The organism is Glutamicibacter sp. NPDC087673, assembly GCF_044743255.1.
Taxonomy (GTDB): Bacteria; Actinomycetota; Actinomycetes; order Actinomycetales; family Micrococcaceae; genus Glutamicibacter.
The window spans coordinates 33,246-55,315 of the sequence record NZ_JBIUWB010000005.1 but is presented as its reverse complement, the minus strand read 5'-3'; the positions used below and the strand labels follow the sequence as shown (position 1 = coordinate 55,315).

The window sequence follows — 22,070 nt, the reverse complement described above, 5'->3', positions numbered from 1 at the left end:
TTGTCCTATTGCCATGGGCCGAGAATATGTTTTTGCTGTGTGCCAGCTATGACTATAAGTCGATTTTATGCGGGGAAAACCCGAACCGATAGTGGTTAATTTGGTCAACCCCCAAGAACGACGAATGATTGAAGCGTGGACGGACCATAGTGATGAATGAATATTCAGGCCTATGAATGGACCGGACATAATGACGAAGTTCTATTGATATGTTGACCATATTGTTTAGTTAAGCGCTTAGGTAGCCTAGAATTGTCTAAAGTGTTGTGCGTCACGTTTGGAAACATTCGTCTCACTATGTGGACGCAGGTGTTCATTGTTACTTGCAAGTTGCCAATGTTACGAGGAAACTAGAGGTGTGAGTACGGCGCAGGACGGTAAAAGCACCTCGGATTCCAACATCGAGTTGCCCAAGATCGTCCTCAACGAATGCTCGGCGTCCATGGCCTCCAAGCCGAATTATGAGTGATTTGTAATCCGATTTTGGGAGTTATTGACGGGAAACCCAACTGCTGAACGTGGACGAAGGCCGCGAACAGCGCAAGCAAAACCCGAAGCATGAGCGCCAAACCACTTGGCCTTCGCACTAAAAGAGGAAAAGATTATGTCGGCTGGTTCCGGATACGTCCACGTTTCAATTCGCAATGCGCAGAACCGCGCAGCAGCTGCGCAGCGTTCAGCTTCTGGCAGCTATGCACCAGCGGGTTACCGTCCGCTGCGCGCGGTTTCCAATGTTCATGAAACACGTGATGCATCGCATCAGCCGGCTAGCACTCCAGTGCAGTCAACAGGCCAGCCAAGCGCCGACACCTCCGCACGCGGCTTCGTGCTCTACGTGGGCCTGGATGAAACTGCCGCCCAGGCGCAGGGCACCTCGCTGGGCAAGCTGGCCACCCAGGTCCGCGCCTTCCTGGCCACCTTGTCGCCGCAAGCGCAGACCCATGCCGCCGTGGCACTGGCTCCAACTAGCGCCCAGGGTGAGCCCATCGATGTAGTTCGCCAGGCTTTGGGCGATCCGACGATTTCCCGCCGGCCACGCGCTGAAGCCCGTCCATCCACCCCGCGCCCATCTGGCGTGCTGATCGACCTCTCGCGCCGCGAAGTCTACCTGGATGGCGAAACCCTGAACCTGACCTTCAAGGAATTCGAGCTGCTGAACTTCCTCGTGGAAAACGGCACCCGCACCGTAGGCCGCGAAGAGCTGCTGGAAAACCTGTGGCGCAATGCCGAAGAAGTCCCTAACGAACGCACCATCGACGTGCATATCCGTCGTCTGCGTTCCAAGCTGGGACGCCTGGCCAATACCGTGCGCACCGTACGTGGCCAGGGCTACCGCTTCTACGAGCACCCAGAAGTTGTTGTCTGGGCAGCTCCGGAATACTCCATCTAGCATCAGCTGGCAGCAGTGGCGGGCAAACCGGGTTCGGTTTGCCCGCCACTGCTGTCTTAAGCTGGAACAATGAACACCATGCATTCCCGCAAGCTCATGCTGATGCGCCACGCCAAAGCCGACTACCCGCTGGGCGTCGCGGATCACGACCGGCCGCTGGCGGCCCGCGGGCACCGCGAAGCCCCGGCCGCCGGAGCCTGGCTTGTGGAGAATGGCCTGATACCGGACTACATCATCTGCTCCGACGCGCTGCGTGCGCGCTCCACCTGCGCCTGGGTGCTTTCCGAACTCGGCGAGAAGGGCCCGACCCCCTATGTCGATTCGCGCATTTTCACCGCAGGAGTCTCGCAGCTGTGCTCCATCATCAATGAAGTTCCCGATACGGTCAGCAACCTGCTGGTGATCGGGCACCAGCCGGTGCTCCAGGAATTGGCGCTGCGCTTGGCGGCAATGGACTCGGATGAAGAAGCCGTTTACGAGCTGGCGATGAACTATCCGACCCTTGGAACCACGGTGCTGGAAACCAAGCATCCGTACTCGCACCTGGATGCCCGTGATGCGCGCGTCACGCATTTCACCGCACCGCGGCCCGCATGAGAGAAGTCTCATCAAGTTTTTTCTAATGCACTAGTCAGCCTGTAAATAAGCGGTGATCTGCCTTTATGAGAAGCAGATGATAGGCCTCTCATCGAATACACCTCGCCGCCTCATGAACCGTTCACTTTCAGTTAACCATTGCTCGTTTCACTGGGAATCGTTGGCAGCACGGCCAGCACCGGCAAACCGCAACGGCGGGCCGGAAACACTGAAAGAGGAATAGGCAGATGGCCATCATCGCAGAATCACTTCCAACGCAGACCCCCGCAGCGCGCAATGAAGTGCAGCAGCAGATCGATGCACAGCGCGCCCGCACCATCCGCGCTGCCTACACCACCCGCTTCGTTGCAGCCGAGCTGCAGCGCAATCCGCAGGATTTCGAGATCGTGCGCCGCGCAAACATGGTGCCGCGTGCCGGCGACGTCGTCATCGCGACTGTGACCGAGCTAGGCAAGCACACGCGCCTGCAGTCCCCGGTTTCCCGACGCCAGCTGATGTTCGTCGGACAGGAAATCATGGTCGCCTACGGCCACCGCTACGCACCAGACCAGTTCCTGGCCCATGTGCCGGATAACCTGGGTCCATGCCAGCTGGTTGCAGGCGGCGGTGTCGCCAGCGAAGTCATCGAACAGCACGCCTCGATCGATATGGCGACACAGCTGCAGCCCGCAGGCCTGCTGATGCGCCACGGCAAGGTCGTGAATCTGGTGGACTTCGCTCCACTGGGCATCGAGAACGCATCGCCGCGCGCAGCGCAGGTTGCCGCGCCGCGCCCGCCGGTGATCGCAGTGCTGGGCACCTCGATGAACTCCGGCAAGTCCACCACCCTGGGATGCCTGGTCAACGGACTGGTCAACTTCGGCATGGAAGTTGCCGCAGGCAAGGCCACCGGCACGGGTGCCGGCAATGATCCGAACCTGTTCACCGATGCCGGCGCCTTCAGCGTCTGCGACTTCACCGACTTCGGCTTCCCAACCACCTACCGCTTGGACTACGAAACCGTGCGCGACCTGCTGGTGGCGATGATCCGCGAGCAAAGCGCCACCGGCGCAGACGCAGTGGTCATCGAGATCGCCGACGGGCTGTTCCAGGGCGAAACTTCCCGCTTGCTGCGCGACCCGATTTTCGCCGAGCATGTAGACCGCGTGCTGTTCAGCGCCCAGGACGCTTTGGGTGCCCAGGCCGGAGAGCGGATCCTGCGCGAAGCAGGCCTGGATGTTGCCGCGGTTTCCGGGGTGCTCACGGCCTCCCCGCTGGCCGCGATGGAAGCCCAGGCGCAGCTGTCCACCCCGGTCATCGGGACCTTCGACCTGTGCCAGGCAGAGGTTGCCGCCGCCCTGCTGCCAACCCGCTAGGAGCCAAGATGCTGGACCAGAAGATCGCCGTTGAGCAGCCGGCGCAGCCTGGGCGCCTGCCGGCGCTGGTAGCGCCGGGGCGGCGGATGCTGCTGGCCGGATTGCTCAGCCTGGGCATTCTCGCCGGCTTGCTCTCGATTGCCATCGGCTGGCTGATCGGACAGCTTTCGGCCCGCATCAGCTGGGCAGCTCTTGGCGCGGTCCTGGGCTTGGTGGGATGCTTCTTCCTGGCCAAGTACGCTGAACGGGTGCTGGCCGAGAAGCTCGGCCAGCATTATGTGGCCCAGCTGCGCCGCGGGCTGGTCACGCACGCTTTGCGCAGTGCACGCGGTCCGTCCATGGGCATCACCATCGCCCGTTCCACCAACGACCTGTCCTCGATCCGCAACTGGATTGTGCAGGGCATGGTCCCGCTGGTCGCCGGTTTGCCATTGCTGATTGTCAGCGGTGCGGGCCTGTGGTTCCTGCATCCGCTCCTGGCCCTGAGCTTGGCCGCGACCCTGGTGCTCGAGGGCGTCCTGCTGGCGGCCTTGGCCGGGGGTACTTTCCTGAGCGCCAGGACCTTGCGCCGGCACCGTGGGAGCCTGGCCTCGCGCATTGCCGATACCGTCGCGGCGCGGACAGCTATTGCGGCCGGCGGCGGCGTGGAACGTGAAGTGCAAAGGGTGCAGGACTCCTCGCAGAAGGTGATCGATGCTTCGGTGCATCGCGCCCGGTTCGCCGCCGCCCTGCGTGGCGGGGCGCTGGCCATTCCGCTGCTGGGTACCGCGCTGGTTGTGGCGGCGGCCTCGATGGCGCAGCTTCCGCCAGCCGCCGTGGCGACCGCCCTGACGCTGATGGGAATTTGCGCAGGAACCCTGGGCGAGTGGGGCCGCGTGGTGGAGTACCGGCAGAATTACAAGGCGGGCCGGCGAATCATCGCGCCGCTGCTGGCCGAGCAGGAACGCTGGCGGGCCCGCGAAGAATCTTCGGCAAGCACCCGCGATGCCAAGGAGCTGATGCTCCAGCCTTCCTCGGTGCGCATCCAGGTGCCCGCAGGGATGGCCGACCAGTTTTCCACCCTGCGGGCACAGCCCGGGGAGCGAATTGCGCTGCGTGGAAGCCAGGGCCAATGCGCGGCGCTGCTTTCGGCCATTGCTACCGGCGCCCTGGTGCACGGCGCCGACCCGCAGGCCGGGGTGTGGATCGCCGAGGGGCGTAGCGAGGATCTGCCTGCTGCCGGCCGCCGCAAGCTCGTGGGCTCCGCGTTGGAATCCATGGTTCCCGAGCGCGGAAGCGTCGCCCGTGCGCTGCGGTATCGCCATCCGGGCGCTTCGCTGCGCAAGGCCGTGGCGCTGGCTGAAACCTGCGGTTTGAAGATGGCCGATTTGCCCGGTGGAGCGGAAGCCCGCTTGCGCCGGGGCGGCGAACCGCTTAGTTCCGGGCAGCAAGCATCGTTGCTGGTGGCACGGGCGCTGTTGCGCGAACCGCCCTTGCTGGTGGTCGATTCGCTGCTGACCCGCTTGCCCGATGGAGCCTACGGCGACGTGGCCGAACTGCTCAACGGCTATCCCGGGGTGCTGCTCTTCAGCGCCGGACTGCCTGGCATCAGGGAAACCGCCAGCTGGGACGCGCAGGCCTAGGAGCCGGCCGCCGGACGGGTAGCGCGAAGCCCATCCACGGTGAGCAGCACGGCGCGCACCGTTTGCCCGCGATCCAGGCCGGTCTGCCCCGAGGCGCGCATCCGAGCAGTAAACAAGGCCGCACCGAAAATACTGGTGGCTACCGAGAGCTTCTGGTCGGGCTCGAGCACGACCAGGCGTTCGAGAACCTCGATGATCAGCCCGGTCACCTGCGTGTGCAGCGGGGTGCTGGCGAACGCATTGGCGGTGTCCGCGCTCAGCTGCTCCTGCATCCACAGGTGGGCAAAGGAGGGGTAGCTGGCGACGAAGTCCATGGAGAATTCCAGCATCTGCCTCAGCGCAAGGTAAGGGTCTTCCCCGGAGGCCGCACGTGCCAGTTCGCCCATGAGCTTGTGCGCGCCGTAGCTGAGGATCTGGCTGACCAGCTCGTCTTTGGAACCGAAATTGTAGTAGACCGTGCCCTTGGAAACGCCGGCCGCGGCCGCGATCTCGTCCACCGAGACGGACTCGGGGGAGCGCGAACCGAGCAGCTGCATGGCCGCTTCGAAGAGCTTCTCCTTCGAATCCGTGGCCCGCACACGGCGGCGTTGGCCCGTTGGCGTTGTCATTCTTTCAGCTCCGGTTGCAGTGTTTTCAAGCTCCAGGTCTTGTTCTTGCGTACCGCAAGCATACTCAAGACTAGTCCAATGGCGGTGTAGAGCAGCAACGAACCGGCAACCGATGGCAGCACTCCCAGATCCGCGCCGTACATCAGGTGGCGCATGCCGATCACCACATTGCTCATGGGCAGTATCCGGTGCAGCAGGTGCAGCGAATCAGGCAAGGTCTCCCAGGGGAAGGTGCCGCCGGAGGTGACCAGCTGCAGGACCATCAGTACCAGCACCGCGAACTTTCCAGCGGTGCCCAGCAGCGCGAAGCACCCCTGGATCAGCGCACTGAAACATAAGGCAGAACCGGCCAGCAAAGCCCAGATCAGCCACGGGTGGGCGGCATGCAGTCCCAGCCCGAATCGCACCACCGCGTAGAGCAGGCTGGTTTGCAGCACTGCGATGGCGGCGAAGGGCAACCAGCCGCCGATGGAAATTTTCCAGTTGCTGCCGTTGGAAGCCAGCGCGCGCTTGGTCATCGGGCGCATCACCTGGGTCAGGATCAGCACGCCGATAAAGGTCGCCAGGGTCATGAAGAAGGGGGCAAGGCCTTCGCCATAAGCCTGCGCTTCGGCCTGCTTGCTATTGGAGACAGCTACCGGATTGCCCATGACTTCGGCCAGTTGCCCGCTGGTGGACTTATCGGGGTTCGGCACCTTCCCGGTGCCGTCCTCCAGGCCGGCGGCCAATTCATCTGAACCGTCTTGCAGTTCTTCGGTGCCGTCCGAGAGCTCGCCGACTCCATCGGAGAGCTGCACCAGTCCGTTGTGCAGGGCTCCGGTGCCGGCGAGCAGCGTGCCGGCACCCTGATCCAGTTGGCTTGCGCCGTCAGCCGCGTCGGTGGCGCCATTCAATGCGGACTGCTGGCCCTCGGCCAGGGTCTTTGCCCCGGTGTGGGCTTCGGCGGCGCCGGAGGCGAGCTTCGCCGAGCCTTGGGCTGCCGAGCCGATGCCCTTCGCGAGTGCAGGCATGGCGTCATCCAACGCCTTGGTGCCATCCGCGAGGGTGCCCAGGCCGGTGGCCAGCTGCTGGTTTCCTTCGGCTACCTGCGCCGATCCGTCGGCGAGGGTGTGCAGTTGCGTTTGCAGGGTAGATAACTCGGTATTGACCTGGGTCACTTTGGTATCCAAGGCATTGCCGAGCGTAGAATTCTGCACGCTTTGGCTGACCGTGCTCTGGATGGAATCAGCCTGGTCCTGGGTGAGCACGCCACTGCTGACCAACTCGTCCAGGCGCTGCTGCGTATCTTCCTTGACGCTATCCAGCTGCGTTTTCGTGTTGGCCTGCAGCTGGTCGATTACCGCGATGGCGTCATCTGCCGTGCTGGCCAGCTGCTGGTTGCCGTCTGCGACCTGCTGTGAACCGGCAGCAAGCTGGTCGGCGGCTTCTTTCGCGCTGGCGGCGCCTTGATCCAGCTTCGAGACGGAACCGGGCAGCGCTTTGGTCTGCGTCTTCAAGGTGTGCAGACCGTCGCTCAGCTCTTTGCTGCCGTCGGCCAGCTGCGCGGTGCCGTCGGCCAGTTCGGCGCTGCCGTCGCGCAGCCGGGTTTGGCCGTCGACCAGTTGGCCCAACCCTCCCGACAGGTCGGCGGTGCCATTCTTCAGGGTCTTGGTGCCCGAGTTCAGCTCGGTGCTGCCATCGACGAGCTTGGTGGTGCCATCGGCCAAGGTGACCACGCCATCGCCCAGTCGCAGGGTGCCATCGTAGAGCTTCCCGGCGCCGTCTGCGGCTTCGCCCATCGAATCGTGGATGTCCACGAATCCGGCGATCATCGCCGAAGCCGTTTCGGTTCCCACTTCCTGGGCGACCGAGGTGCGCACCGTGGTAGCCAACGTTTTGGCGAAGTTGGACACCATGAAGTTATTGGCATCGTTGGTCAGCAGCTCGATATTGGCCTGTTCGGCATCATCGAAATCGCCCGGCGAGACCAGGGCCGAGGAAAAGTCCTCGGGCAGGATCAGCGCAAAGGCGTACTGGCCGGTGGCCACGGCCTGCTCGGCTTCCGCCTTCGAATCCACGTGCGCCCAGCTGAAGGTGCCGTCGTCTTCCAATTCCTCGACGACGTCGTCGCCGACTCGGGTTTTCTCGCCGTCCTGTTCAGCGCCTTCATCCAGATTGACCACGGCGGCCGTGACCTTGTCGAGGTTTCCCTGGGGGTCCCAGTTGGCGTAGAGGTAGAGCGCGCCATAGAGCAGCGGAACGCAGGTGACCGCGATGAGCGCCAGTTTGGGCAAGGTGCCGCGGCTCATCCGCTTGAGCTCGGAGAGGGCAAGTCGCAAAGTTGTCATGGGCTATTCCTTTGCTTCGCACTGAACAGCGTCAGCAAGTTCGTCGGCTGGGAGGAAGAAATCGTGGTTGTCCGCGATGCCCTCGGCCATGGCCAGGTGATCCAGGCCCAGATCGAGTTCGCCTTGGATGAACCCGGTGGATGGATCGGGCAGCGGGAGCACTGCTGGTTCCGGGTCGGCGGCCTGCCCGGTTTGCGGCTGCCAGCACTGGGGCAGCCGGCTGACGATAGCCAGGACTGCGAATTCCCGATGCGAGGAAGCGAAGTTCTCCAGGGTCTCGAGCCAATGCTCGTCTTCCAGATCGTGCCGGTCCGGTGAATCGACGATGAGCAATTCAAGACGGGGATTCTCGGCAGCCAGCAGGAGCTGGAGCTCGAAGAGGCGGCCCGGATCGATGGCATCGCTCCAGCAGCTGGCGATATCGTCGAATCCATGCTGCGCCATCCACTTCCTGGCGCCGGGCTTGCGCCAGCTTGGCCCCGGGATCAGCCCCAGATCTTCTGCGACAAGATCGCAAACCTTCAAGTGGGATTCGGGTTCATTGATCCCCGGCGAATCGACCAGAGCGCTGTGCTTGCGCAGGGTTCGCAGCTTCGGATCCGCATTCCACACCACCGTCCCGGAGCTGGGTGCCATGCGTCCGCTCAGTACAAGGGCCAGCGCGGTCCGGGAAATCTGCGGCTCGGATACCAGCAGCTGCAGTTCACCTCTTTGCAGTTGCACGGAGGTGGGCCCCACGAGCTGGTCGTGGCGTCCCTTGACGGTAATGGAATCTGCGGTAAGCACAGTTAAAGACTAATTGAACTGACCGGTCAGTTCAATTAGTGAAAAGGTTCCTTTAATCACTACTGGACGTAAAGCGTTTGATGACCTTTGATGGTTGTTGGGTACGTCACGAAAAGCGGGGCAGAGTTCAGGTGCAGTTAATCGGGCTTTGCTTACCTTGGAACCAGGCCCATGCACGCGGCAGGGCCGCCGCTGCTTGAATATCTACCTAGGGAAAAACATGATCAATAGACGTCCCACTCGCATCGCTGCCGCGGTGCTGGGAACCGCGCTTGCGGTTTCGAGCTTCTCGGCGGCGCACGCCGATACTGCCGAAATCACCCCCATCGAACAGATCCAGGGGACCGGCGACAGCTCACCCATGGCTGGCCAGGACGCAACTGTGCGCGGTGTTGTCACCGGAGCCTACGCCGACGGCGGATTCCGCGGCTTCTATCTGCAGAGCGCTGGCAGCGGCGTAGATGCCTCGGGCCAGGCGAGCTCGGCGATCTTCGTGTACGCGCCGGACGAGGTTTCCTCGGTGAGCGTCGGCGACCATGTCCAGGTTTCTGGCGAAGTGTCCGAATACTATGGCTTGACCCAGCTCAAGGCCGGCAGCGTCGAGGTGCTCGATGAACCGGCGCAGGGCGTCAAGCCGCTGGCGATTTCACTGCCGAGCAGCGATGCCGAGCGCGAGCGCTTTGAATCCATGCTGATCGAGCCGCAGGGCGAGTTCACCGTCTCGGACAATTACTCGCTGAACCAGTACGGCGAGCTGAGCCTGGCCATGGGCACCAGCGAGATCCTGCCCGGCGAACGGCTGCTGCGCCAGCCAACCGATGTCTTCAAGCCGGGCAGTGCCCAGGCCAAGGCTCTCGCGGCGGAAAACGAGCAGCGCTCGATCGTGGTCGATGACGGGGCCACGCTGAACTTCTCCACCAGCAAGAACAAGCAGATCGCCCTGCCGTACATCGACGCGCAGCAGCGCGTCACCGTGGGCGCTGACGCATCCTTCATCGCACCGGTCATTTTGGACTACCGCTACGATATGTGGCGTTTGCAGCCGCAGGGCCAGGTGGTCGGCGCCGATGATGCCGATATCGCCGTGAACTTCGAGCAGGTCGACAACGACGCTCCGCAAGAGGTGGGCGGCAATGTCAGCGTTGGCAGCTTCAACGTGCTGAACTACTTCACCACTACCGGCGACATGCTCGATGGGTGCTCGTACTACACCGACCGCGAGGGCAATCCAATCAATGTCCGCGGTGGTTGCGATGCGCGCGGCGCGGCGACCGCTGAAAGCTTTGAGCGCCAGCAGTCCAAGATCGTTGCCGCACTGGGCAAGTTCACCGCAGACGTGGTGGTCCTGGAAGAAATCGAGAACTCGGCACGCTTCGGACAGAACCGCGATGCCGCCCTGGCTCACTTGGTCAACGAGTTGAACCAGGAAGCTGGCCAGAAGGTTTGGAGCTATGTCCCGACCCCGTCCGTTGTGCCCGCTGACGAAGATGTTATCCGCACCGCGATCATCTACCGCGACAAGGCCGTGAAGCCCATCGACGAGTCGGTCATCCTCGACGATCCAGCATTCGTGAACGCCCGGGATCCATTGGCCCAGGCTTTCCAGCGTGTTGGCGGAAACCAGAACACCCGCTTCCTGGTCGTTGCCAACCACTTCAAGTCCAAGGGCTCGGATCCTGCTGATGGATCGGGCAATGCCGACAGCGGCGATGGCCAGGGCGCTTGGAACGAAGCCCGTGTCGGCCAAGCGGAAGCGCTGGTTGGCTTCGCGGACGAGCTGAAGAAATCGCGCAATACCGACCAGGTGCTGCTGGCGGGGGATTTCAACTCCTATTCGGCTGAAGATCCGATGCAGGTTCTGGTTGAAGCCGGGTACGTGGACCTGCGCGCCGCAGCCGATTCCCAGAGCTACCTCTACGACGGCTTGGTGGGCTCGCTGGACCACATCTTCGCTTCGGAGAAGCTGGCGGGCAAGGTGACTGGAGAAGACATCTGGAACATCAACGCCCTTGAATCCGTGGGCTACGAATACAGCCGCTACAACAACAACATCACTAACCTGTTCGCGGCTGACCAGTACCGTTCCTCGGATCACGACCCGGTGCTCGTCGGACTGCAGCTGGATAAGAAAAACTGACTTTTCCCGCCTGCGCGGTGGCCGGGCGCTCTTCTTCCCTGAAGAACGCCTGGCCACCTTCTTTTAACCCGCTTTGGGGAACCCAAAGGGGTGCTGGCTGCGGGGCGGAGAATTCTTTGGGGGAAAAGGCTTGACAGAAAACTTCCATCGTGGAGAATTGTTGGAGAAGATTTGTGAGAGCGCTCACAAAATGTTTGGCAGAGTCGCTTTCATCGTTTCAGGCATCCAGGAAATCGCAGGAATTTTCTTTTTTGCCGTATTTTGAGAGCGCTCTCAAACTTGTTGGCGCTCGCCCGCTCGCACGATTCATATCCGAAATGGAGTCACCGTGAAACCCTCACGCAAATCCCCACTGGCACTGGCCACGGCCGTTGCCGGAAGCATCGCCCTGGTAGCAACCGGCTGCGCAGCCGACGCAAGCAAGGATGCCCAGCCGGCCTCGGCTGATAACCCGGTCACGCTGACCGTGACGACCTTCGGCACCCAGGGACTGGACCCGCTGTACGAGAAGTACCAGAAGGAAAACCCTGGAATCACCATCGAGGCCACCAACATCGACACCGGTGGCAACGCGTTGACCGACTGGAAGACCAAGCAGGCTGCGGGTGCCGGCCTGCCAGATGTCCAAGCAGTGGAAGAAGGCTGGCTGGGCCAGGTGATGTCGGTTGCAGATTCCTTCACCGATCTGCGCGAGTTCGGTGCCAATGAGGTAGCGGGGGACTGGGTTGACTGGAAGGTCAAGCAGGCCACCGACCCAGAAGGCCGCGTCATTGGCTACGGTACGGACATTGGGCCGATGGGCATCTGCTTCAATGCCAAGCTGTTCAAGGACGCTGGCATGCCCAGCGAGCGCGAAGAAGTTGCCGAGTTGCTCGGTGGCGACGACGCAACCTGGGAAGACTTCTTCAAGGCAGGCAACGAGTATGTGAAGAAGACCGACAAGGCCTTCTACGACCAGTCCGGTTTCGTCTGGAATTCCATGGTCAATCAGCTCGACGAGGGCTACTACAAGGCTGACGGATCACTGAATATCGAGGGCAACGCCGAACTGCGCGAGCGCTGGGACCTGCTCTCCGATGCTGCGTCCAAGGGGCTGTCGGCCAACCAGACCCAGTGGGACTGGGGCAAGGGCCAGGCCTTCGTTGACGGTTCCTTCGCCGTCATGCCTTGCCCGGGCTGGATGCTTGGCACGGTCAAGGGCCAGGTTGAGGGTGCCGGCGGAGACTCCAGCGCAGGCTGGGACTTCGCAGATGTCTTCCCGGGCGGCGCGGCCAACTGGGGCGGCTCGTTCCTGACCGTGCCGACCACCTCCGAGCACCCGGCCGAGGCTGCGAAGCTCGCCCAGTACCTGACCAGCGCATCGTCGCAGGCGACCTCATTCGAGGAAGCCGGCACGTTCCCTTCGAACCTGGAAGCGCAGAAGTCCGAGGCAGTGACCGGCGCGAATGAGATGAGCGAATTCTTCAATAACGCACCGGTGGGCGAAATCCTGGGCAACCGCGCCAACGGCGTCCAGGCCCAGTACAAGGGCCCGCAGGATTCGGTGATCCAGGAGCAGGTCTTCGGCCCGGCTATCAAGGCGATCGATGCTGGCAGCGACAGCGAGACCGCCTGGAACAAGGCCCTCTCGACCCTGCAGGAACTGGAAATCAAGTAATCCCGTAGCCCGCTTCGAATCCAGGCAAGGGCCGCGGCACGCAACGAGGTTGCGGCCCATGCCTGGACAGCTACTGCAGCAGGAAAGATGCCACTGATGAGCACCACAACACACGATGCCCCGGAACAAGACCGGGACGCCAGCGCGCCCAGTCCGCAGCCCCAGCGTTGGAACAAGGGGAACAATGCTCCGGCCGGGGATACGCCGGCCGAGACCAGGGACGAGCGCAGGACGCGCCGCCGGCACCTTCGCGGGCGGTGGGATTTCAAGTACTCCCCATACCTCTACATCTCGCCATTCTTCATCCTCTTCGGCCTGGTGGGCCTGTTCCCCCTGATCTACACGTTCGTCGTCTCGATCAATGACTGGGATCTGCTCGGCGGAGCAGGAGCCTGGATCGGCCTGGAAAACTACAAAGCCGAACTGACCTCTCCGCTGTTCTGGAATTCCCTGTTCAACACCTTCAGCATCTTCCTGCTTTCGGCCATCCCGCAATTGGTGATCGCGACGTTCATCGCGGCCATGCTGGACCAGAACATCCGCGCCAAGACCTTCTGGCGCATGAGCGTGCTGGTTCCCTACGTGGTCACGCCGGTGGCTGTCACACTGATTTTCTCCTCGGCATTCGACGAGCAGTATGGCGTGCTGAACAACCTGCTGGCCGCCGTGAATATCGACCCGATCGCGTGGAAGACCGAGGTCTTCCCGTCGCATATGGCTATTGCGACCATGGTGAACTGGCGCTGGACCGGCTACAACGCGCTGATCCTGCTGGCAGCCATGCAGGCGGTGCCACGCGAACTGCATGAATCGGCGGCCATCGACGGCGCCGGCGTGATCCGCCGCTTCTTCTCGATTACCTTGCCCAGCATCCGCCCCACGATGATCTTCGTGATCATCACTGCCACCATCGGCGGCCTGCAGATCTTCACCGAACCCAAGCTGTTCAACCCCAGCAGCTCGGTTCCAGGCGGCCCGGACCGCCAGTACCAGACCACGGTGCTCTACCTCTGGGACCTGGCCTTCAATCGCGGGGACTTCGGACGCGCCTCGGCCGTGGCCTGGATCCTCTTCCTGATCATCATCGTGATCGGCGTGATCAATTTCCTGATCTCCGGATCCATCGCTTCCTCGGCCGACAAGAAGGGCGCCGGCAACACTGGCCGAACCCGAGCGGCACGTCGGGCAGCTGCCCGAGCCCAAGCCAAAGCAGCAAAGCCGGCCAACGGAACGCAGAGCGGAAGTGCAGCAAATGAGTAATGCAACAGTGGAACGCCCCGCGCGCCAGGTCCGTGCGCCCCAGCGCCGCGGCAAGAACTTCTCCATGGACCGCCGTCCTGGCTTCCTCACCTACGGAATCCTGCTGGCCTTCCTCATTGGCAGCACCTACCCGCTGTGGTATTCGTTCGTCATCGGTTCCTCCACCGGTGCGGTGTTCGCCTCGGCGTACCCGCCGCTGCTGCCTGGCGGCCAGTTCTGGACCAATGTCGCCGAAGTCCTGGACTCCGTCGATTTCTGGGCGGCCCTGGGCAACAGCATCATCGTCTCCTCGGTAATCACCTTCTCGGTGGTTTCCTTCTCCACCCTGGCAGGCTACGCTTTCGCCAAATTGCGCTTCCGCGGACGCCAGGGCCTGCTGGTCTTCGTGATCGCGACCTTGGCCGTGCCCACCCAGCTGGGCATCATCCCGATGTTCATGATGATGAAGCAATTCGGCTGGACCGGCTCGCTGGGAGCCATCATCATCCCGACCCTGGTCACTGCCTTCGGCGTATTCTTCATGCGCCAGTACCTGGTGGAGAACATCCCCGATGAACTGATCGAGGCCGCCCGCGTGGATGGCGCCTCCATGATCGGCACCTTCTGGCATGTCGGGGTTCCAGCGGCTCGCCCGGCGATGGCGATCCTGTCGCTGTTCACCTTCATGACCGCCTGGACCGACTACCTGTGGCCCATGCTGGTGGCACCGCAGAACCCAACCTTGCAGGTGGCGTTGAGCCAACTGCAGTCTGCCCGATACGTTGACTACACCATCGTGATGACCGGGGCCCTGCTGGCCACGATCCCGCTGCTGGTGCTCTTCATACTTGCAGGCAAACAACTTGTATCCGGAATTATGGCAGGAGCTGTAAAGGGCTAATGATGAACCACCTATCCCAAAAATTCGCGTGGCCTAAGGAATTCCTGTGGGGCTCGGCTACGGCAGCAGCCCAGATCGAAGGCGCTGGCCATTCCTACGGCAAGGAAGATTCGGTCTGGGACGCCTTCGCCCGGAAGCAAGGGGCCATCGCAGGAGGTGAGAACCTCGAAGTCGCAGTGGACCACTACCACCGCTACCGCGAAGATGTGCAGCTCATGCGCGAACTGGGCCTGGACTCCTACCGGTTCTCCACCAGCTGGGCTCGCGTGGTCCCCGGGGGCCGCACCGTGAACCCCGAAGGCCTGGATTTCTACTCCCGGCTGGTCGACGAGCTGCTGGAGAATGGCATCCTGCCGTGGCTGACGCTCTACCACTGGGATCTGCCGCAGGCATTGGAAGAGCGCGGTGGCTGGACCAACCGCGAGACCTCCTACAAATTCCTCGAATACGCGGAGGCTGTGCATGAAAAGCTCGGTGACCGCGTGAAGCACTGGACGACATTCAACGAACCGCTGTGCTCTTCGCTGATTGGCTACGCCGCCGGCGAGCATGCCCCGGGACGCCAAGAACCTCAAGCCGCGCTGGCAGCGGTGCACCACCAGCATCTGGCCCACGGGTTGGCCACCGCCCGACTGCGCGAACTGGGCGCGGAGCATATCGGCATCACGCTGAACCTGACCAACGCGGTCCCGAATAATCCCGGCGATCCGGTGGATCTGGAAGCAGCGCGCCGCGTCGACGCATTGTGGAACCGCATGTACCTGGACCCTGTCCTGCGCGGTTCCTACCCCGACGACCTGCTTGAAGACGTCCGGGGTTTGGGGCTGGCTGAAGTCATTGAAGCAGGAGACCTGGAGATCATCTCGCAGCCAATCGACTTCTTGGGCGTGAACCACTACCACGATGACAACGTTTCAGGCCATCCGCTGCCCGCCGGCCAGCCGCAGCCCGTGGTGCCTACCGATTCGCCGAAGTCTTCGCCATTTGTCGGCAGCGAGTATGTGACCTTCCCGGCACGCGACCTGCCGCGCACGGCCATGGGCTGGGAAGTGAATCCCGAAGGGCTGCGCGTGCTGTTGAACCGGTTGAACCGGGACTACGCTAACCTTCCGTCGCTGTACATCACGGAGAATGGCGCTTCCTACACCGATACGGTGACGGAAGCCGGAACCGTTGAAGATCCCGAACGCGAGGAATACATCCTCAACCACCTTGATGCTGTGGCCCGCGCGATAGCAGACGGCGTGGATGTCCGCGGCTACTTTGTCTGGTCTTTGCTGGACAATTTCGAATGGGCTTGGGGCTACGCGAAGCGCTTTGGCATTATCCACGTCGATTACCAGACCCAGGTGCGAACGATTAAGAATAGTGGCAAGGCCTACGCAGGGTTGATTGCCGCAAACCGTACAATGGCATAACACCTGAGCATGATGGTCCGCAGCCTGCCGATGGTGCTGCGGACCATCATCGTGTTTCACCGACGGACTACTGCAAGGCACCTGGATAAAGATCATGATCATGCACGAAGCGCGGAGCCCGAAACCGACCCTCGAGTTGGTGGCAGAACGCGCAGGTGTCTCACGGGCTACGGTCTCCCGTGTAGTGAATGGCTCGGATCGGGTGAAGCCGGGGGCTCGCAAGGCTGTTGAATTGGCGATCCGCGAATTGAACTACGTGCCTAACCGTGCCGCCCGTTCGCTGGCGCAGGGCCGGACCAATTCCATCGCCTTGGTGGTTCCCGAGAACACCGCGAAGTTCTTCGCAGACCCGTACTTCGCCAAGGTCGTCCAGGGCGCTGCCCAGTACCTGGCCGATACCGAATTCATGCTCACCTTGCTGCTGTCTACCGAAGCGGATCCGGTGAAAACCACCCGTTACTTGCAAGGCAGCAATGTGGATGGCGCGCTGGTGCTTTCGCACCACGCGGATGACCGTTCCTATGCGGATCTCGGAACTGTGTTGCCCATGGTTTATGGCGGACGCACCATGAGCACTGATCAAAAGGACATTTATGTTGTCGACATCGACAACATCGCCGCCGCCAGGCAAGCGACTGAGGTCATCCTTGGCCAGGGGCGCACCAAGCTGGCAATTATTGCCGGGCCACAGGACATGGGCGCGGGACTGGACCGTTTGGTGGGATTCAAGCAGGCAGTTGAACGCGCGGGCCTGGAGCCTGCGGCTATTGAGATCGGCGACTTCACCCCGGCTAGCGGACGGCGCATCATGCAGCAGCTGCTGGACGCGGATGTTGCGGTAGACGGCCTGTTTGCCGCCAGTGCCCAGATGGGCTTCGGCGCTTTGCAGGCCCTAGGGGAAGCTGGTGTGAAAGTGCCGGAGGACATTTCGGTAACGTCCGTTGATGATGACTCTTTCGCGCGAAGCTCGACACCGCCGTTGACGACCATTGCGCAGAACCCGGAGCGCCAGGGCGAAATCATGGCGGAACTGTTGATCAAACGCATCAACGGAGAACAGGTACCCGAGTGGAGCATCATGGACACGAAATTGGTGTTGCGCGCTTCGCACTAGTCTGTTGCGGCACCGCTGCCGTTCCCCGCCGGGATTTAACAAAAAAATTCCCACTCGATCGAGTGGGAATTTTCAGTTGGTGCGCCCAAAGGGATTCGAACCCCTGACCTTCTGTTCCGTAGACAGACGCTCTATCCAGCTGAGCTATGGGCGCATATTCATTTATTAGCCGTCTTGACGACTTGAATAACTTTACACGAGATTTCCGGGGAGCAAGAACCAAAACAGCAAAAAGTGCCGTGATTCACAAAATAACTAGTCGACTACGGAATCACTGGGATTGGAAGCCGAATGATCGTGCAAGATCGCTTGGTAGAGGTTGTGGTTCTGCCAGCGTCCTTCGATCTCCAGATAGTTCGGCGCCATGCCAATTCGGACGAAGCCGTTCTTTTCAAGAACGCGCTGCGAGCCGTAATTGTGGGGGAGCGTACTGGCTTCCAGCCGGTGCAAGCCCAGATCGTTGAGCGCCACCGTGCGCAAGGTGGCCACGGCTCGGGAAGCCAAGCCCCGCCCGGTGTGTTCATGATCGATCCAGTAGCCCAGGCTGGCGCTTTGGAATGCGCCACGGGCCACTCCGCTGATATTAAAGCGTCCGATGAGCGCATCCCGTTCGAAGAGCCCGAAGGGAAAGGCCAATCCGCTTCGGCGAGCTTCTGAGGCGGCTGCGAGGTGTGCCGCTTGCCGCGTCTCGGTGAAGAATTCTGCGGGGCGAGCCGGCTCCCAGGGCTCCAGGTGCTGTCGATTGCGCTGGTAGGACTCAGCGACTTGCTTTGCGTCGGCGACTTCCAGCAGGCGCAGGCTGAGCTGGCCGCCTAGAGCAAGCTGTGTCATCGGGCAATCCTTTGGGGGAAACAAAAAATTCCCACTCGAGCGAGTGGGAATTTTTCATTTGGTGCGCCCAAAGGGATTCGAACCCCTGACCTTCTGTTCCGTAGACAGACGCTCTATCCAGCTGAGCTATGGGCGCATATTCTTTTGTGTGGCTTGTTCTCACGAACCTCGAATAACTATACAGGTCGATTTCGCGCTGTACAAATCGACGGGCAAAGCTAGTGGGTCCAGATGAACATAAGGTTATGTGAAGACGTTGAAAGGGTACCGGTCTACGTGACCTTCGTCACATAATCGAGTCAATTCGTTTAGACCAACCCCCGGAATTTCGGGAATTTTTTCCTTCTGGTCCTCCGGGTTTCACTTTCATGAGGTTTCGATCACACGGCGCTGGAGTTGAGCACCTAATAGCCTTGATTTATTGCAAGTTCAGCCCAATGGAGGGAATGGATAATGAGCACGAGCTCGGATCAGAACGTTATCAGCGCAGCACCTACTTCGCACGAGAAGTTGGCATCCTGGGTTGAGGAAGTTGCCGCACTGACGAAGCCGGATCGTGTTTATTGGGTTGATGGGTCAGCTGAAGAAAATGATCGCCTGACTGCCGAGCTGGTTGAAGCCGGCACCTTGGTCAAGCTGACCGATCCGAACTTCCCTAACTCCTACGCTGGTTTCTCGGACCCCAAGGATGTGGCCCGAGTCGAAGAGCGCACCTTCATCTGCTCCGAAAAGGAAGAAGATGCAGGCTTCACCAATAATTGGGAAGACCCAACCAAGATGAAGTCCATGCTCAGCGGCCTGTTCGATGGCTCGATGCGCGGACGCACCATGTACGTCATCCCATTCGTCATGGGCCCGCTGAACGCGGAAGTGCCTGCCTACGGCGTGGAAATCACCGATTCCGCCTACGTCGTTGCCTCGATGCGCATCATGGCCAAGATCGGCAATGAAGTACTGCGCAAGATGGAAGCCGAGGACGCATTCTTCGTTCCAGCGCTGCACTCGGTAGGTGCACCCCTGGAGCCGGGCCAGGAAGATGTTGCCTGGCCATGCAACGAAGACAAGTGGATCGTGCACTTCCCCGAAGAGCGCGCCATCATGTCCTACGGTTCGGGCTACGGCGGCAACGCGCTGCTGGGCAAGAAGTGCTACTCGCTGCGCATCGCCTCGGCGATGGCCCGCGATGAAGGCTGGCTCGCAGAGCACATGCTCATCCTGAAGCTGACCAGCCCGCAGAACAAGTCGTACCATATTGCCGCGGCATTCCCGTCGGCCTGCGGCAAGACCAACCTGGCGCTGCTGGATCCAACCATTGAAGGCTGGAAGACTGAGACCCTGGGCGATGACATCAACTGGATGCGCATCGGCAAGGACGGCGAGCTGCGCGGCGTTAACCCCGAATACGGCCTGTTCGGCGTGGCGCCAGGCACCGGCTGGTCCACCAACCCGAACGCGATGCGCGCCATCTCCAAGGGCAACAACATCTTCACCAATGTTGCGCTGACCGATGACGGCGGCGTCTGGTGGGAGGGCATGACCGACGAGGCTCCTGCGCACCTGACCGACTGGTTGGGCAACGACTGGACTCCTGAATCCGGTCGTCCGGCAGCGCACCCTAATTCGCGCTTCTGCACCCCGATCGACCAGGTCGACATGCTTTCCGAGGACTACTACTCGCCTAACGGCGTGAAGATCGATGCGATCCTCTTCGGCGGCCGCCGCAAGACCACCATTCCGCTGGTGACCGAAGCCCGCAGCTGGACCAACGGCATCTTCATGGGTTCGACCCTTTCCTCCGAGACCACCGCAGCCGCTGCAGGTGCGACCGGAGTGATTCGCCGTGACCCGATGGCGATGCTGCCATTCATCGGCTACAACGCAGGCGACTACCTGAACCACTGGGACAAGATCTCGAACAAGCTCAACCCAGAGCAGATGCCGAAGATCTTCCTGGTCAACTGGTTCCGCCGCACGGCTGACGGTGGCTTCGCGTGGCCAGGGTTCGGCGACAATTCGCGTGTGCTCAAGTGGGCTGTCGAGCGTATCGAAGGCACCGCGGACGCCCGGGAAACCATCATCGGAAACGTCCCGACCGGCGAGTCCCTGGATTTGGCCGGCCTTGAAGGGTTCACCCCAGCCGACGTCGAAGCGGCAGTAGCTGTCAACAAGGATGAATGGGCTACCGAAGTCGAGGCCATCGAAGAGTGGTACGCCAAGTTCGGCGATGCGCTGCCGGCTTCGCTGCGTGCAGAGCTCGACGGCTTGAAGGATCGCCTGAACGCGTAGTTGACTAGGATCTCCAGCAGATCCGCACATGAGAACGCCCCGGTGACTGGAATTCCAGTCACCGGGGCGTTCTCGTGCGCCACGGAGGAATTGTCACAATCCGGGTACAGTTTCCACACGCCGGGGCAAAGTGGGTGCAAAATCAACTATTTATGAAAAGATTGCTCTATGGTTTTGGCACGATTGATTCTCGGGCTGCTGTGCTTGTCGCCCATGACTGGCTACGAGCTCAAGAAGCACTTTGACTCCTCTATTAACCACTTCTGGAACGCAGACAAGGCGCAGATCTATCGCACTTTGGCGCAGCTGGTGGACAAGGGGTATGCCACCGTGCGCACCGTCGCGCAGTCGAATTACCCTGACCGCCAGGAACACCACATCACGGAAACGGGACGTGCGGCACTGGCCCAGTGGCTTTCTGCTGGTGCGGTGCAGTCTCCCGAGCGTGATCCCTTCATGGGGCAGGTGTTCTTCGCCGCCGAACTCGAACGCGATGATATCCAGAGCTTGCTGGAGGAACGCCGCCAAGCCACGCAGTTCATCCTCGATGACTACCTCTCCCAGCGCGAAGGCATTGACATGCGAGCCGCTGCGGACCGTCGCAGCTTCCTGATGGCTGCCACACTTGACCATGCAATCCGACAACAAGCCGCGGAGCTGGAATGGCTCGACGCGGTATTGGAGTACTTGCCATGACTGCAGCCAAAGACCAGAACAAGACCCCTGCAAGCGGTGCCGGGCGCGATGCCACCGATTATCCGGAAGTGCATCCCGGGCGGCATCATGATGGGCAACGGTCGATGAAGACCCTGGTCTTCCTCCACGGCGGAAACGTCGGCAACTGGAGCTGGGACCCGCAGGTTCTGGCCTTTGGCGACTGCAACATCCTGACGCTGCACCTGCCGGCCTTTGGCGCCCGGTTCGAGGAGACCTGGGATGGCCTGGAATCCGCCGCCGATGATGTCGCAGCCTTGATCGCCGACGAGGTTTCCGAAGGCGGCGTGCATCTGGTTGGCATTTCCCTGGGCGGAGTGATTGCTTTGCACGTGGCCGCCCGGCATCCGGAGCTCGTTGACTCCGTGCTGATTACCGGCACTCCGGTGACCGGTGTGGGCCAGGCGGCCCGGGCTTTCCAGCGGATGCAGCTCAAGCTCATTGGCAGCGAGTGGTTCTGGCGTTTCCAGGCTGGTGCCTACGGAATGGTGGATGATGAGCGCGAGCTGTTCACCGAGCACGGCGTGAAGCTCAAAGCCGAGAACATGCGGGCCATCATGGACGAGATGGATCCGGGGGGATTGCCGCAGAAGCTCGGCTCCTACCGGGGCCCGGTACTGGCCCTCGCTGGAGCCAAGGAGCCGAAAGTTGTGCAGAAATCCTTTGACGCGCTGCGCGCAAGGCTCCCGCAGGTGATCACGCGCGTGGTTCCGGGCATGCACCACCAATGGAATATCGAGAACCCGATCCTGTTCAACTCGGTGCTGCGCAAGTGGATTTCCGATGCGGGCCTGCACCAGATCCTGGTTGACCCGCAGACTGCGAAGCCGGCACCCGGCGCGAAAGCAACACCGGTGGAACAAGCCGCTGAAGCGCCGGCGAATCAGGACCTGGAAGCCGGGGAGCCCACGCCGCCAGCTCAAGAAGCCGGGCAGAAGAAGCCTGGCAGGTTCGCCGGGAAAATCGATCCTCGAAAGCTGGACCCGAAAAAGTTCGATTTGAAGAAGAAGGCACCGAAACAGGGTGGCAAGCCGGATTCTCCCGCGGATACCGGAAAATAAAGGCAAAAAAAGTGCTGCAGGCGGATT

General features: G+C 61.4%; 17 protein-coding genes and 2 tRNA genes. 13 read left to right on the top strand and 6 right to left on the bottom strand.

The genetic code is table 11. The features are described 5' to 3' along the window. The first annotated feature begins 604 nt into the window (after window positions 1-604). The 4 genes from ACIOTL_RS12655 (at window position 605) to ACIOTL_RS12640 (ending at window position 4,964) form a co-directional block, all read left to right on the top strand. Window positions 605-1,390 (top strand): winged helix-turn-helix domain-containing protein, encoded by a 786-nt coding sequence (locus tag ACIOTL_RS12655; protein WP_105658819.1) that lies wholly within the window; start codon window positions 605-607, stop codon window positions 1,388-1,390. A 69-nt stretch (window positions 1,391-1,459) separates the two neighbouring features. After that, window positions 1,460-1,987: a histidine phosphatase family protein gene (locus ACIOTL_RS12650; protein WP_105658818.1), complete on the top strand. Its 528-nt coding sequence runs from the start codon at window positions 1,460-1,462 to the stop codon at window positions 1,985-1,987. Window positions 1,988-2,214: 227 nt separating this feature from the next. Continuing rightward, complete coding sequence (locus ACIOTL_RS12645) at window positions 2,215-3,342, top strand: DUF1611 domain-containing protein (protein WP_400342932.1); 1,128 nt, start codon at window positions 2,215-2,217, stop codon at window positions 3,340-3,342. A gap of 8 nt (window positions 3,343-3,350) precedes the next feature. Beyond that, window positions 3,351-4,964 carry an ABC transporter ATP-binding protein gene (locus tag ACIOTL_RS12640; RefSeq protein WP_105658816.1) on the top strand — a complete coding sequence of 538 codons (1,614 nt, stop codon included), beginning with the start codon at window positions 3,351-3,353 and terminating at the stop codon, window positions 4,962-4,964. Here the strand turns inward: ACIOTL_RS12640 and ACIOTL_RS12635 are convergent. The 3 genes from ACIOTL_RS12635 to ACIOTL_RS12625 are packed head-to-tail and all read right to left on the bottom strand — an operon-like array spanning window position 4,961 to window position 8,685. Beyond that, complete coding sequence (locus tag ACIOTL_RS12635; protein WP_400291237.1) at window positions 4,961-5,572, bottom strand: TetR/AcrR family transcriptional regulator; 612 nt, start codon at window positions 5,570-5,572, stop codon at window positions 4,961-4,963. The two genes, ACIOTL_RS12640 and ACIOTL_RS12635, sit on opposite strands and share 4 nt — an antisense overlap. Then, window positions 5,569-7,899, bottom strand: a complete 2,331-nt coding sequence (locus ACIOTL_RS12630) for a YhgE/Pip family protein (protein ID WP_400342930.1) — start codon at window positions 7,897-7,899, stop codon at window positions 5,569-5,571. The genes ACIOTL_RS12635 and ACIOTL_RS12630 overlap by 4 nt, the downstream gene beginning before the upstream one ends. A gap of 3 nt (window positions 7,900-7,902) precedes the next feature. Then, window positions 7,903-8,685, bottom strand: a complete 783-nt coding sequence (locus ACIOTL_RS12625) for an ABC transporter ATP-binding protein (protein ID WP_105658813.1) — start codon at window positions 8,683-8,685, stop codon at window positions 7,903-7,905. A gap of 220 nt (window positions 8,686-8,905) precedes the next feature. Here ACIOTL_RS12625 and ACIOTL_RS12620 point away from each other — a divergent pair, with 220 nt between their 5' ends. The 6 genes from ACIOTL_RS12620 (at window position 8,906) to ACIOTL_RS12595 (ending at window position 17,151) form a co-directional block, all read left to right on the top strand. Then, the gene (locus tag ACIOTL_RS12620) at window positions 8,906-10,822 is read left to right on the top strand and encodes an ExeM/NucH family extracellular endonuclease (protein ID WP_400342928.1); all 1,917 of its coding nucleotides are present in this window, start codon (window positions 8,906-8,908) and stop codon (window positions 10,820-10,822) included. Window positions 10,823-11,150: 328 nt separating this feature from the next. Beyond that, window positions 11,151-12,479, top strand: coding sequence for an ABC transporter substrate-binding protein (locus ACIOTL_RS12615; RefSeq protein ID WP_388024335.1), 1,329 nt, complete (start codon window positions 11,151-11,153; stop codon window positions 12,477-12,479). A gap of 96 nt (window positions 12,480-12,575) precedes the next feature. Further along, entirely contained in the window at window positions 12,576-13,739 is a 1,164-nt protein-coding gene (locus tag ACIOTL_RS12610) for a carbohydrate ABC transporter permease (protein ID WP_400342927.1), read from the top strand. Further along, window positions 13,732-14,619, top strand: coding sequence for a carbohydrate ABC transporter permease (locus tag ACIOTL_RS12605; protein ID WP_041648380.1), 888 nt, complete (start codon window positions 13,732-13,734; stop codon window positions 14,617-14,619). The genes ACIOTL_RS12610 and ACIOTL_RS12605 overlap by 8 nt, the downstream gene beginning before the upstream one ends. Beyond that, window positions 14,619-16,037 (top strand): GH1 family beta-glucosidase, encoded by a 1,419-nt coding sequence (locus ACIOTL_RS12600; protein ID WP_332498828.1) that lies wholly within the window; start codon window positions 14,619-14,621, stop codon window positions 16,035-16,037. The genes ACIOTL_RS12605 and ACIOTL_RS12600 overlap by 1 nt, the downstream gene beginning before the upstream one ends. Before the next feature lie 100 nt (window positions 16,038-16,137). Beyond that, window positions 16,138-17,151 carry a LacI family DNA-binding transcriptional regulator gene (locus tag ACIOTL_RS12595; protein ID WP_286134377.1) on the top strand — a complete coding sequence of 338 codons (1,014 nt, stop codon included), beginning with the start codon at window positions 16,138-16,140 and terminating at the stop codon, window positions 17,149-17,151. A 77-nt stretch (window positions 17,152-17,228) separates the two neighbouring features. Here ACIOTL_RS12595 and ACIOTL_RS12590 read toward each other — a convergent pair. From ACIOTL_RS12590 to ACIOTL_RS12580, 3 genes are all read right to left on the bottom strand, one after another. After that, window positions 17,229-17,305, bottom strand: a tRNA-Arg gene (locus tag ACIOTL_RS12590). Between the two features lie 101 nt (window positions 17,306-17,406). After that, complete coding sequence (locus ACIOTL_RS12585) at window positions 17,407-17,982, bottom strand: GNAT family N-acetyltransferase (RefSeq protein ID WP_388024329.1); 576 nt, start codon at window positions 17,980-17,982, stop codon at window positions 17,407-17,409. Window positions 17,983-18,041: 59 nt separating this feature from the next. Continuing rightward, a tRNA-Arg gene (locus ACIOTL_RS12580) sits at window positions 18,042-18,118 on the bottom strand. Window positions 18,119-18,435: 317 nt separating this feature from the next. On the opposite strand from ACIOTL_RS12580, the gene ACIOTL_RS12575 reads away from it, so the two are divergent. The 3 genes from ACIOTL_RS12575 to ACIOTL_RS12565 all read left to right on the top strand — a co-directional run bounded on the left by ACIOTL_RS12575 (window position 18,436) and on the right by ACIOTL_RS12565 (window position 22,043). Next, the gene (locus ACIOTL_RS12575; RefSeq protein WP_105658807.1) at window positions 18,436-20,268 is read left to right on the top strand and encodes a phosphoenolpyruvate carboxykinase (GTP); all 1,833 of its coding nucleotides are present in this window, start codon (window positions 18,436-18,438) and stop codon (window positions 20,266-20,268) included. A gap of 168 nt (window positions 20,269-20,436) precedes the next feature. Beyond that, window positions 20,437-20,964 (top strand): PadR family transcriptional regulator, encoded by a 528-nt coding sequence (locus tag ACIOTL_RS12570; protein WP_105658806.1) that lies wholly within the window; start codon window positions 20,437-20,439, stop codon window positions 20,962-20,964. Further along, entirely contained in the window at window positions 20,961-22,043 is a 1,083-nt protein-coding gene (locus ACIOTL_RS12565) for an alpha/beta fold hydrolase (RefSeq protein WP_400342924.1), read from the top strand. Before ACIOTL_RS12570 ends, ACIOTL_RS12565 begins: the two co-directional genes overlap by 4 nt. Window positions 22,044-22,070: the final 27 nt, after the last annotated feature.

Bases quoted from the DNA above. Each gene is read 5' to 3' on its own strand.
- ACIOTL_RS12655 (WP_105658819.1), top strand. From the start codon at position 605: ATGTCGGCTGGTTCCGGATACGTCCACGTTTCAATTCGCAATGCGCAG.
- ACIOTL_RS12650 (WP_105658818.1), top strand. From the start codon at position 1,460: ATGAACACCATGCATTCCCGCAAGCTCATGCTGATGCGCCACGCCAAA.
- ACIOTL_RS12645 (WP_400342932.1), top strand. From the start codon at position 2,215: ATGGCCATCATCGCAGAATCACTTCCAACGCAGACCCCCGCAGCGCGC.
- ACIOTL_RS12640 (WP_105658816.1), top strand. From the start codon at position 3,351: ATGCTGGACCAGAAGATCGCCGTTGAGCAGCCGGCGCAGCCTGGGCGC.
- ACIOTL_RS12635 (WP_400291237.1), bottom strand. From the start codon at position 5,572: ATGACAACGCCAACGGGCCAACGCCGCCGTGTGCGGGCCACGGATTCG.
- ACIOTL_RS12630 (WP_400342930.1), bottom strand. From the start codon at position 7,899: ATGACAACTTTGCGACTTGCCCTCTCCGAGCTCAAGCGGATGAGCCGC.
- ACIOTL_RS12620 (WP_400342928.1), top strand. From the start codon at position 8,906: ATGATCAATAGACGTCCCACTCGCATCGCTGCCGCGGTGCTGGGAACC.
- ACIOTL_RS12610 (WP_400342927.1), top strand. From the start codon at position 12,576: ATGAGCACCACAACACACGATGCCCCGGAACAAGACCGGGACGCCAGC.
- ACIOTL_RS12605 (WP_041648380.1), top strand. From the start codon at position 13,732: ATGAGTAATGCAACAGTGGAACGCCCCGCGCGCCAGGTCCGTGCGCCC.
- ACIOTL_RS12600 (WP_332498828.1), top strand. From the start codon at position 14,619: ATGATGAACCACCTATCCCAAAAATTCGCGTGGCCTAAGGAATTCCTG.
- ACIOTL_RS12595 (WP_286134377.1), top strand. From the start codon at position 16,138: ATGCACGAAGCGCGGAGCCCGAAACCGACCCTCGAGTTGGTGGCAGAA.
- ACIOTL_RS12585 (WP_388024329.1), bottom strand. From the start codon at position 17,982: ATGACACAGCTTGCTCTAGGCGGCCAGCTCAGCCTGCGCCTGCTGGAA.
- ACIOTL_RS12575 (WP_105658807.1), top strand. From the start codon at position 18,436: ATGAGCACGAGCTCGGATCAGAACGTTATCAGCGCAGCACCTACTTCG.
- ACIOTL_RS12570 (WP_105658806.1), top strand. From the start codon at position 20,437: ATGGTTTTGGCACGATTGATTCTCGGGCTGCTGTGCTTGTCGCCCATG.
- ACIOTL_RS12565 (WP_400342924.1), top strand. From the start codon at position 20,961: ATGACTGCAGCCAAAGACCAGAACAAGACCCCTGCAAGCGGTGCCGGG.